This is a genomic window from Arthrobacter sp. 35/47, from assembly GCF_000520475.1.
In the GTDB taxonomy this organism is placed as follows: domain Bacteria; phylum Actinomycetota; class Actinomycetes; order Actinomycetales; family Micrococcaceae; genus Arthrobacter_D; species Arthrobacter_D subterraneus.
In genome coordinates this window covers 1-11,153 of record NZ_KI914611.1, presented here as the reverse complement: position 1 = coordinate 11,153, position 11,153 = coordinate 1, and the positions used below count along the sequence as shown (strand labels likewise).

Genomic DNA, 11,153 nt, shown 5'->3' with positions numbered 1-11,153 from the left:
TGCCGTCGGCTGCCAATACGACGTCGGCGCTCAGCGTTTTCTTCTCACCGGTCCGGCGCCCGTCGGGGCCAAGGACGTTGACGACGACGCCGGTCACCCGCCCGGATGCGTCCCGCACCGCTTCGGTCACCGCATGGCCTTCGAGGATCTGCGCGCCAGCGGACCGCGCGTGCGAAGCGAGCTGCTCGTCGAAGCCAAGCCGGGTGCGGACCAGGCCGTAGGACGGGAAATCGGAGAGTTCCGGCCAGGGCAGTTCAACTTTCCTGCCGCCGGCAAGAAGGCGAAGCCCCACGTTCCGCCGCCACCCGAGCTCCTCGCCGTGGGGCAGGCCCAGCAACTGGATCTCCCGGACGGCGCGCGGCGTGAAGCCGTCTCCGCACACCTTCTCGCGGGGGAAGAAGGTCTTCTCGACGACAGTTGTCTCAATGCCTGCGGCGGCCAGGTAGTAGGCGGCCGTGGATCCGGCCGGGCCGGCGCCGATGATGAGGACTGACACCTAGTTTGCGGCCCTGCTGCTGCGGCGGCGCTGGCGCGTCTGGGAGCCCGCGGCAGTGCTGGTGATAGCACCTTCCGGCTTGGTGGCGCGGTGCACGGCAACAATCCCGCCGTTCAGGTTCCGGTACCGGACCGACTCCCAGCCGCTCTGCGTGATCCACGCGGCGAGTTCATCCTGGTTGGGCCAGGCGCGGATGGACTCGGCGAGGTAGACGTACGCCTCGGGGTTGGAGCTGACCTTGGTGGCGATCGCGGGGAGCGCGCGCATCAGGTACTCGGTGTACAGGTTCCGCCAGAGGGCAACGGTGGGCTGGGAGAACTCCGCGATGACCAGCCGGCCGCCCGGCTTGGTGACCCGGAGCATCTCCTCAAGAGCGCGGGTGGGGCGGTCCACGTTCCGCAGTCCGAAGGAAATGGTGCACGCGTCGAAGGAGTTGTCGGCGAACGGCAGGTTGGTGGCGTCACCGGCAATGAAGTCGATGTCCGGGCGGCGGCGCTTGCCGACGCGCAGCATCCCGAGAGAGAAATCACACGCCACGACGTTCACACCCGCGTCCGCGAAGGGCTCGCTTGAGGTGCCGGTTCCGGCGGCCAGGTCAAGTACCCGCTGACCCTGCTTCGCGTCGACCGCATCCACCACGATGCGCCGCCACCGGTGGGTCTGACCCAGCGACAGGACGTCATTGACGACGTCGTATTTTGGCGCCACACCGTCAAACATTGCGGCTACTTCGTCGGGACGCTTATCCAGCGATGCTCGATTCACTCCGTCATTGTCTCAAACATTGAACCGCACCCCCAATCCGGGAAAAGGGCGGAACAGGGAGGACAGTGCGCGGGAGTACGCTAGTGGATCATGAGCAATCCGTCCCCAGTTGCAGTGGCGACGCCGCTGCAGCAGGCGCCGCTGCTTCGGAGCATCACCTTCGAGCGGGGCGACCTCCAGCTGGACACCGGCCTTCTTGACTATGTAGTACGCAGTGACGTGCACACCTGGATCCGCCGCGGCGGCGGCATGGTGGGCTTCGGGGAGGCCGCCCGCTTCACCACCGCCGGCCCCGACCGGTTCTCCCAGGCCCAGGCATGGTGGCGGGAAATTGTTGCGGCGGCCGACGTCGTCGACCCCGTCTCCCAGCCCGGCACAGGGCTGGCGTCGTTCGGTTCCTTTGCCTTCTCGAAGACGTCCCGGCATCTGTCCCGCCTGATCGTGCCGCGGATCATCGTCGGGTGTGTCGAGGGCCGGAGCTGGCTGACCTACATCACGGACGACGGCGGCGCCGAGTTGAGTGCCTCCGCCGCCGAGGCGGAACTCGCCTCCTACCTCGACGGGGTCGAGCCGGAGCGCAAGCCCTGTCCGGCGGACCGCCTGGCGCCGGGCATCCTCACCGAGGAACAGTGGATGACGGCGGTCAGCCGCGGCGTCGCCCACATCCGGGCGGGTGAGCTGACCAAGCTGGTGCTGGCCCGGGACGTGGTCGCCGAGCTCGGCTCGCCCATTTCTACGGCGCAGGTGCTCCGAGAGCTCGCCGTCCGGTACTCGGACTGCTGGACCTACTCGGTGGACGGACTGATCGGGTCCACTCCGGAAATGCTCATCAAGGTCGAGAACCAGACGGCCCGTGCCCGGGTGCTCGCCGGAACCCTTGACCGGTCCACAGCTCCTGCGGGCGAGGCCGGTTACGCCGAGCGGGTCCTGGCCGGTTCCGAAAAACAGCAGCACGAGCATGAAATCGCGATCGACTCCCTAACGCACCAGCTGGAGCCGTTCACCCGCACCATGACCTCGCACAGCGAGCCCTTTGTCCTCGAACTTCCCAACGTGTGGCACCTGGCCTCCGATGTCAGTGCCGAACTGGCGGTCGACGACGACGGGAATGTGCCCTCGTCGCTTGCCCTGGTGGAGGCACTGCATCCCACGGCGGCAGTGTGCGGTACGCCCACCACGGTGGCCGGTGAACTGATCCGTGAACTGGAGCATCTCGAGCGGGGGCCCTACGCCGGCCCGGTGGGCTGGATGGACGCGAAGGGGAACGGCGAGTGGGGCATCGCCCTGCGTGGAGCAGTGGTGGAGACGCCCACGCGGGTGCGCATGTACGCGGGCTGCGGGATCGTCGAGGCCTCGCAACCCGTCGCGGAACTGGCCGAGACCTGGAGCAAGTTCCGGCCCATGATCGAAGCCCTTGGACTGCGCACGCCCTTCCGGCCGTGATTTCTTCTCACCCGGCGCTTGGTTACCAATAGGCAATACCTGTAGCCTGTGATGCACATCTCTATTACAGCTAGAATCGTCGATGACGTTTCTTTACACCCCGTCCCGAGCTGAGGTACTGCATGTTTTCGAAGATTTCCCGGTCGTTTGCCGTTATGGCCATCGGCACCCTTGCACTGACCGCCTGCGGCGGCGGCTCCGAGCCAGAGGAGGGCGGCGAGGCAGCCGGAGGCTCCGAGCTGAACCTCGTGTCGCCCGGCACGCTGACCGTGTGCTCCGACATCCCCTACGAGCCGTTCGAGTATGAAGAAAACGGCGAGTACGTCGGATTTGACATGGACCTGATGAAGGAGATCGCTACCGGTCTCGACCTGGAGTTCTCCGTACAGGACGTCGGCTTCGACGGCCTGCAGTCCGGGGCAGTCCTGGCCGCCGGTCAGTGTGACGTCGGCGCCAGCGCCATGACCATCACGCCTGAGCGCGAGGAAAACCTGACCTTCTCCGAGCCCTACTACGATTCCCTGCAGTCGCTGCTGGTTCCGGCGGACTCGGACATCGCCTCCCTGGAGGACCTCGCCGGTGAATCACTCGGCGTCCAGCAGGGCACCACGGGTGAGCAGTACGCCCGTGACAACGTTCCCGAAGACACCGAAGTAGTGGCTTTCCCGAGCGATGCTGAGCTCTACCCCGCCCTGCAGGCAGGCAACGTCGCGGCAATCCTCCAGGACCTGCCCGTCAACCTCAACCACACGCAGGAGGGCGACTTCACCATCGCCGCCGAGTTCGAGACAGATGAGCAGTACGGTTTCGCGTTCCCCAAGGAGGGCAGCGAGGCACTGGTCGAGGCCGTGAACACCCAGCTCACCGAAATGCGCGAGAGCGGCCGGTACGACGAAATCTATAACACCTACTTCGAGGAGAAGTAACCTCCCCACGGATCTGCGGCAGTTCCAGGTGCTGGAACTGCCGCAGCCGTGTTCACCTCCTGAAAGACAGGTAAATAACACGTGAAACCCACCACCCGTAAGCGGCTCTTCCGGGGTGCCCTGTACGCCATTTTCATCATCGCCGTCGTCGTCGTTGCTGTGCTGGCTGACTGGGAAGCAATCCAATCCAACTTCTTCGATCTCGACGTCGCCGCAGAGGCGTTTCCCGGGATCATCACCACCGCGGCGAAGAACACCGTGGTCTACACCGCCATCGCCTTTGTGGGCGGCATGATCGGCGGCCTCATCCTGGCCCTGATGAAGCTCTCCCCCGTCGGACCCTACCGCTGGCTGGCCACCGCCTACATTGAGCTGTTCCGCGGCCTGCCCGCACTGCTGGTGATTTTCGGATTCGCCTTCGCGGTTCCGATCGCCTTCCAGTGGCGTCCGCCGGGCGGCAGCGCCGGCGCCGGCCTGATCGCGCTCATCGTGGTCGCCGCCGCCTACATCGCGGAGACCATCCGTGCCGGCATCGAGGCCGTTCCCAAGGGCCAGGTGGAAGCGGCCCGTTCGCTGGGCATGCGGCCGTCTTGGACCCTGGTGTCCGTAGTCCTTCCCCAGGCCTTCCGGATCATCACGCCGCCGCTGACCAACGAGCTGGTCATCCTCATCAAGGACACCTCGCTGCTGTTCATCGCCGGTATGGCACTGGGAGACCGGGAATTGACCACCTTCGCCCGCGACTCTGTCTCGTCCCAGGCAAACGCGACGCCGCTGGTCCTCGCGGCGCTGATGTACCTGGTGATCACCCTCCCGCTGACCCAGCTGGTTGCCAAACTGGAACGCCATAACAAGAGAGGCCGATAAGCCATGGCCGCAACACCACGGACCGACGTACCCGCGATCGAGGTACGCGATCTGCACAAGTCCTTCGGGGACAACGAGGTGCTCAAGGGCATTGACTTCCATGTTGACCAGGGCGAGGTGGTCTGCGTGATCGGGCCTTCCGGTTCGGGCAAGTCCACGCTGCTGCGCTGCGTCAACCGGCTTGAGGAGCCCACCTCCGGGACCATCATCGTCGAGGGCGTCGACATCACCGACGAGGACACCGACCTGGACAAGGTCCGGACCCGCATCGGCATGGTGTTCCAGCAGTTCAACCTGTTTCCGCACCTGAACGTGCTGCGCAACCTGACGCTGGCGCAGATCCGCGCGAAAAAGCGGGGCCGCGCCGAGGCGGAGGAGATCGCCCGGCGCAACCTTGCCAAGGTGGGGTTGGCGGAGAAGGCCGATGCCTTCCCGTCGCAGCTTTCCGGCGGCCAGCAGCAGCGCGTGGCCATTGCGCGGGCGCTGTCCATGGACCCGGACATGATGCTCTTCGACGAGCCCACCAGCGCACTGGACCCCGAGCTGGTCGGCGACGTGCTGGACGTCATGAAGCAGCTCGCCCGCGACGGCATGACCATGATGGTGGTCACCCACGAGATGGGCTTTGCCCGCGAGGTCGGCGACCGCGTGGTGTTCATGGACGGCGGCGTGGTGGTTGAGCAGGGCAAGCCGGAGGACGTCCTCGGCAACCCGCAGCACGAGCGGACCCAGGGCTTCCTCTCAAAGGTGCTCTGACCCGGAGCAGGACCCATTCCACATCCGGTTGGTGCGTGCAACAATGTACGCACCAACCAGCCTGGTCTCCCCTACCCCAGGAATCCCATGTCCGAGCCCGTTACCGCCGGACGTCCGCGCCTGAGGGCGCGGTTCGCCGCCGTCGTCGTTGTTTGTCTCTCCCTGCTTACCGGGCTGCTCACCGCGCCGCCGGCCACCGCCGCGCAACCGGTCAGCGACCCCAACAACGTCCAGGTGCTGGTGACCAAGTCCCGGCCCCTGAACCCGCTGCGGTATGTCCCACCGGACCTCGTGGCCTATCCGGGCACCAGCTACCTGCTGCGGCGCGAGGTTTCAGGGCAGCTGCAGAACCTGTTCGCGGCCGCCCGGAATGCCGGTGCGCCGCTTGCCGTGGTGAGCGCCTACCGCTCCTATGACGAGCAGGCGTCGCTCTACAACTACTACGTGTCGCTCTACGGCCAGGCTGTCGCAGACACCATTTCCGCCCGCCCCGGGCACAGCGAGCACCAGACCGGGCTGGCGGTCGACGTCGGGAATGTGGACGGCTCCTGCGGGCTCGGCGCCTGCTTCGCCACCACGCCGGGCGGCCGCTGGGTGGCGGCCAACGCCTACCGGTACGGGTTCATCATCCGCTACCCGGACGGATACCAGTCCACCACCGGGTACACCTTCGAGCCGTGGCACCTGCGCTATGTCGGCCGGTCCGTGGCCACCGAGATGCGGACCCGCGGCATCCCCACCATGGAGCACTACTACAACGGCTCCAACCCGTCCATCAAGGACTCCGCGGACCTTGTGGCCGCCGATTCCACCGGCACGCTGTGGACCTACCCGCCGAACTACCTGAACGGGTTCCGCCCGCGCGCCCGCCTCGGCGCCGGATGGTCCAGCCTCAAGGCCGGCTTCACCACGGACTGGAACGCGGACGGCATCCAGGACATCCTCGCCCAGTGGAATGACGGGCGGCTGACCCTGTACCGCGGCCTCTTCGGTGGAGGATTCCAGGCGCCGGTCGGCATCGGTCACGGCTGGGGTTCCTTCGAGATCTCCGTCGGAACGTGGGTGCGCGGAAGCCGCTTCCCGTCAATTGTGGCGAAGGATGGAAGCGGCGGACTCTGGCACTACGCCAACCCCGCCGGTCTGGGATTGTCCACTGCCGCCCGGCTCGGGCACGGCTGGCAGGACCTGCGCATCACCCTCGCTGACTGGGACCGTGACGGCAACTCGGACCTCCTGGCCGCCAGGCCCACCGGCGCACTGGTGCTGTACCGCACCAATGGAGGCGGCGCCTTTGTCAACGAGACCCGTCGCGTCATCGGCAACGGCTGGCAGTCGATGGACAGTCTCAAGGCCATCTCCGGCTTCCAGGAACCGGGCTCGTACGGGCTGCGGGCGCGCACGTCCACCGGGCAGCTGAGGTACTACCCGATGCCCGGCAACCGGTGGGGAACCGCGGCCTCGATCGGGCAGGGCTGGCAGACCTACCGGCTCTTCCGCTGACCCGTCTTGAGGAAGCTGACCCGCCTCGGGGAAGCTGACCTGCCTCGCGGAAGCTGCCCCGCCTTAGGGAGACTGACCTGCCTTGGGGAGACTGCCCCGCCTTGGGGAATCAGTGCCCGACGGCGGCCAGCACCGCCTGCTTCACGCGCGCGTGGAAGCCGCGAAGCCCGGCGCGGTCGGTCCTGACCTCCAGGACCAAGCGGCCCGTGACCGGCTCCGCCAGTGCCGCATCCAGCTCGGCAGCGGTGCTGATGAGACGGTGCCGGACGCCGTAACCGGCAGCCAGCGCCGCCAGATCAGCCGAGTGCGGCGTACCGAAGAGGCGTTCGACGGCGGTGCCGTAGCGTTCCACCGTGGCCGGCTGGCCGTGCTCGAGCAGCCCGAAGATGCCGCCGCCGGCGTCGTTGAGGACAACCACCTGCAGGTCCGGCTCTTCCTCGCCGGGGCCCAGGAGGAGGCCGCCGGCGTCATGCAGGAAGGTCAGGTCGCCGACCAGCAGCCGGGTGGGAATACCGGCGGCGAGCGCAATGCCGCCGGCCGTCGAGATGGAGCCGTCGATCCCGGCGAGTCCCCGGTTTGCGTACACCTCGAGCGGGTGCCAGTCGCCGGAGGCCATGAGGTCCACGTCCCGGATGGGGTTCGAGGACCCGAGCACCAGGTTGTCCGCCGTGTTCTCCCACACCGCGTCCGCCACGTGAAGACCGGTCAGGGCAGGTTCCTGATCGAGCAGCAGCTGCAGTGCGGCCTCGGCGCGCGCACCGGCTTCCCGCCATTCCCGCAGCCAGCCGTCCGGTCCGCGCCCGGCAAAGGCCACGAGCTCATCGAGCGTGCCGATCAACCGCTCCGGACGCCTGCCCTCCTCGAACCACGCCGGTGGTTCCGGGACGTACAGCGCCCTCTCGATGTCCGTTCGGGCCAGCAGGGCGGCGACCGGACGTGACAGTGTGGGCCGGCCGAAGACCACCACGCGCTCGATCCGGGGCCCGAACCCCTCGAGCAGCAACCGGTACGCGCCGATCGCCGAGGAGCCGAACCGCGCGTTCGACGACGGCTCGGCCAGCAGCGGCAGGCCAAGATGCTGCGCGAACACCGCCGCCAGCTCCCCCGCTCCGTCCCCGGCGACCACCACCGTACGCGCGCCCGCCCCGGAAGGGGGTGCCGCCGTCGTCGTACCCCGGTCTGGACCTGCGGAATCACCGCCTGTCATCCCGGATGCGGCGTGCACCCCAGCCTCGGACGTGACCTCGGCGTCGGTGTGGGTGGAAGGCATGGAGGGGACCAACGGGTCGCGGAACGCCAGGTTCACCTGCACCGGACCGGCCGGCCCGTTGACGCCGCGCGACTCGGCAAGTGCACGCGCCAGGTAAGGCGACGGGTCGGTGCCCGCCGGGACGTCGACGGCGGCGCGCACGTGCACCCCGAACAGGCCTGCCTGCCGGGTGGTCTGGTTGGCGCCGGTGCCGCGGAGCTCGTCCGGGCGGTCGGCGGAGAGCACCACGAGCGGCACCGCGGCATGGTTGGCCTCCATCACGGCGGGGAGCAGTTCTCCGACGGCGGTGCCGGAGGTCGTGACGACGGCGGCGGGACGCTGGGAGCCCAGCGCCAGGCCCAGCGCGGTGAAGCCTGCCACCCGCTCGTCAACGCGGACGTGAATGCGGAGCTCGCCGCGTTCGGCTGCCTCGGCGAGCGCATACGCCAGCGGTGCGCTCCGGGAACCGGGAGCAAGAACGACGTCGGTGATTCCGGCTGTAGCGAGGGCGGCGGTCACGCGGCGGGCTGAGTCAGAGGAGTCCACCCCTCCATCCTCACACTGTTGTGTTGCACGTCCGTGATTTCACCCATGGTTCACCTTCTGGTCCTCATGCGGAAAGGTGGCGCTGACAGCCTCGGAATCGACCGTTCACCATCGGAAGGCTCCCTCCCATGACTCTCGAATCCCCCCGCCGTTTCCTGCCCATGCTCAACCATGTCAAGGGCAAGCGAAGCGCGGTTACCTGCGCGTTGAAGTGCGACAACGCGTGTGCCAAGGACGTCTGCAACACGTCGAACAACAGCTACATGCGGGACATCGTCTCGGCCGAATACTCACGCCGCAATATCCTCGGCGTCGGTGCCGTCGGCGCCCTGACCCTGCTGCTCGGCGCGAACGCCGTGAATCAGGCACCGGGTGCCCAGGCCCAGGGGCTCTCCCCCGCCGCCAGGGCCGGCGGGCGCCTTCAGTTCTCCGCCATTGCTCCCGTGCAGGCGTCGGTGGATGAGTTCACAGTCCCGAAGACCTACTCCTGGGAGCCGGTCATCCGCTGGGGCGATCCGCTGTTCAGGGATACCCCGGATTTCGACATCAACAACCAGACCCCCGAGTCACAGGCCGACCAGTTCGGGTACAACAACGACTACCTGGACATCCTTCCGCTGGATGAGAAGAACACCCGGGCAGTGCTCGTTGCCAACCACGAGTACACCAATGAAAACATCATGTTCCCGCCGAGCATGGATCCGGCCACCGTCCGCGCCATCGCAAAGAACGCCCATGGGATGAGCGTCGTGGAACTCGAACGCAAGGCCGAAGGGTTCCCCTGGAAGTACGTGCGCGGCGCCAAACTGAACCGCCGTATCACCATGTCCACGCCGTTCACCCTCTCCGGCCCGGCCGCCGGTTCCGACCTCGTCAAGACGGCAGCGGATCCCGAGGGACGCACCGTTCTCGGTACGTTGAACAACTGCGCCGGCGGCACCACCCCCTGGGGCACCATCCTCTCCGGCGAGGAAAACTTCAACGGTTACTTCAAGGTGACTGCGCCCACGGCCGCACAGCGCCGTTACGGACTCACCAATTCCAACCCCGGCCGGGGCTGGCACCTCGACGAGCAGCGCTTCGACGCGTCCACCGAAGAGTACAAGAACGAGCCGAACCGCTTCGGCTACATCGTCGAGCTCGACCCGATGGATCCCACCTCCACCCCGGTCAAGCACACCGCCATGGGCCGGTTCAAGCACGAGGGCGCCAACGTCCGGGTGAACGCCGATGGCCGGGTAGTGGCCTACATGGGCGACGACGAGCGCTTCGACTACCTGTACAAGTTCGTGTCGCGTGACAAGTACATCGAGGGCAACCGGGCACACAACAAGACCCTGATGGCCAACGGTGACCTCTTCGTGGCGCGTTTCCGCGGCAACTCGGAGTCCGAGATCGACGGTTCAGGCGCAGTCCCCTCCGACGGCGCGTTTGACGGAAGCGGCGAGTGGATCCCGCTGACCCGCAACGGCCAGAGCGCTGTCCCGGGCATGACCACTGAGGAAGTCCTCGTCTACACCCGGCTCGCCGCGGACAAGGTGGGCCCCACCAAGATGGACCGCCCGGAGGATGTGGAGCCCAACCCTGTCACCGGGAAGATCTACGTGGCCTGCACCAACAACTCCAACCGCGGCGTCGGCTCAAACGCGCCGGCGGACGAGGCCAACCCGCGGACGCAGAACCGCGACGGCCACATCGTCGAGATCACCGAAACCAACAACGACGCCACCGCGGCAACGTTCAACTGGAATCTCCTGATGGTCTGTGGCGATCCTGCGCAGGGTGACGTCACCTACTTCAGCGGCTACCCGGTGGACCAGGTCTCCCCGATCTCCTGCCCGGACAATGTGGCGTTCGATTCAGCGGGCAACCTCTGGATCTCCACTGACGGCGCGCCCTCGGGCATCGGCTACAACGACGGCCTGTTCAAGGTCCAGCTCGAGGGAGCGGACCGCGGCAAGGTGGAGCAGTTCCTGTCCGTTCCGCGCGATGCCGAGACCTGCGGCCCGGTCATCCACGACCAGGAAGGCATGGTCTTCGTGGCCGTGCAGCACCCGGGTGAGGACGGCACATGGGGCAACAACACCTCGCTGTTCCCCTACGACGGAACCCCGGCACCCCGCCCGTCGGTGGTCCAGGTGTTCCGCGGCAAGAACGGTAACGGCCTGCGGAAGTAACCCCTTCCGCAGATGCGGCCGGAGGTGCCCAACGGCGCACCTCCGGCCTTTCGCTTTACAGGGCCGCGGCCACCCGCTCCAGCCGTTCCAGCCACCATCGGGTGCGGTCCGGCGGAGCGGCGAAGCGCTCCAGAAGCTCCTCCGAAACCGGCACGGGGCGCACCGCCAGCCAGCCGGCGTCGGGCAGTAACGGCGCGGGAGACACGTCACCGTCCATCAGTGACAGGGTGGCCAGTCCGCAGGCGTAGGGCAGGTCGGGAAGCGACGCGGCGAGCGCCACCCCCGCGCTGATGCCTACCGACGAGTCCAGGGCGGAACTGACGACGGCGGGAAGCCCGGCCTGCGCCACAATGTCCAGCGCGCGCCGGACCCCGCCCAGCGGCGCCACCTTCACCACAAGCAGGTCCGCCGCGTCCTCCCGCGCCACC

At 67.3% G+C, this 11,153-nt stretch carries 9 protein-coding genes and 1 pseudogene; 6 read left to right on the top strand and 4 right to left on the bottom strand.

Annotated features, from left to right (window positions below; genetic code table 11):
- Both X803_RS19725 and X803_RS0112400 read right to left on the bottom strand, forming a co-directional pair.
- Positions 1 to 496 (bottom strand): FAD-dependent oxidoreductase (locus tag X803_RS19725; protein WP_035778902.1); only part of this gene is annotated, 496 nt, incomplete at its 3' end.
- Complete coding sequence (locus X803_RS0112400; protein WP_026545378.1) at positions 497 to 1,261, bottom strand: demethylmenaquinone methyltransferase; 765 nt, start codon at positions 1,259 to 1,261, stop codon at positions 497 to 499.
- Between the two features lie 90 nt (positions 1,262 to 1,351).
- Between X803_RS0112400 and X803_RS19720 the strand changes: the two genes are divergently transcribed.
- The 5 genes from X803_RS19720 (at position 1,352) to X803_RS0112375 (ending at position 6,753) form a co-directional block, all read left to right on the top strand.
- Positions 1,352 to 2,704, top strand: coding sequence for an isochorismate synthase (locus tag X803_RS19720; RefSeq protein ID WP_035778899.1), 1,353 nt, complete (start codon positions 1,352 to 1,354; stop codon positions 2,702 to 2,704).
- Positions 2,705 to 2,826: 122 nt separating this feature from the next.
- On the top strand, positions 2,827 to 3,630 hold the full coding sequence (locus X803_RS0112390) for a transporter substrate-binding domain-containing protein (RefSeq protein WP_026545377.1): 804 nt from the start codon (positions 2,827 to 2,829) through the stop codon (positions 3,628 to 3,630).
- A gap of 81 nt (positions 3,631 to 3,711) precedes the next feature.
- Positions 3,712 to 4,497 (top strand): amino acid ABC transporter permease, encoded by a 786-nt coding sequence (locus X803_RS0112385; RefSeq protein ID WP_026545376.1) that lies wholly within the window; start codon positions 3,712 to 3,714, stop codon positions 4,495 to 4,497.
- A 3-nt stretch (positions 4,498 to 4,500) separates the two neighbouring features.
- Positions 4,501 to 5,253 (top strand): amino acid ABC transporter ATP-binding protein, encoded by a 753-nt coding sequence (locus X803_RS0112380; protein WP_026545375.1) that lies wholly within the window; start codon positions 4,501 to 4,503, stop codon positions 5,251 to 5,253.
- Positions 5,254 to 5,340: 87 nt separating this feature from the next.
- Entirely contained in the window at positions 5,341 to 6,753 is a 1,413-nt protein-coding gene (locus X803_RS0112375; protein WP_026545374.1) for a D-alanyl-D-alanine carboxypeptidase family protein, read from the top strand.
- 109 nt (positions 6,754 to 6,862) lie between these two features.
- Here the strand turns inward: X803_RS0112375 and menD are convergent, their stop codons facing one another.
- Positions 6,863 to 8,548, bottom strand: a complete 1,686-nt coding sequence (gene menD / locus X803_RS0112370) for a 2-succinyl-5-enolpyruvyl-6-hydroxy-3-cyclohexene-1-carboxylic-acid synthase (RefSeq protein ID WP_026545373.1) — start codon at positions 8,546 to 8,548, stop codon at positions 6,863 to 6,865.
- Between the two features lie 128 nt (positions 8,549 to 8,676).
- Between menD and X803_RS0112365 the strand changes: the two genes are divergently transcribed.
- Complete coding sequence (locus X803_RS0112365) at positions 8,677 to 10,725, top strand: PhoX family protein (protein WP_026545372.1); 2,049 nt, start codon at positions 8,677 to 8,679, stop codon at positions 10,723 to 10,725.
- Between the two features lie 55 nt (positions 10,726 to 10,780).
- Here X803_RS0112365 and X803_RS22320 read toward each other — a convergent pair.
- Positions 10,781 to 11,153, bottom strand: a pseudogene (locus X803_RS22320) (O-succinylbenzoate synthase); the annotation flags it as partial.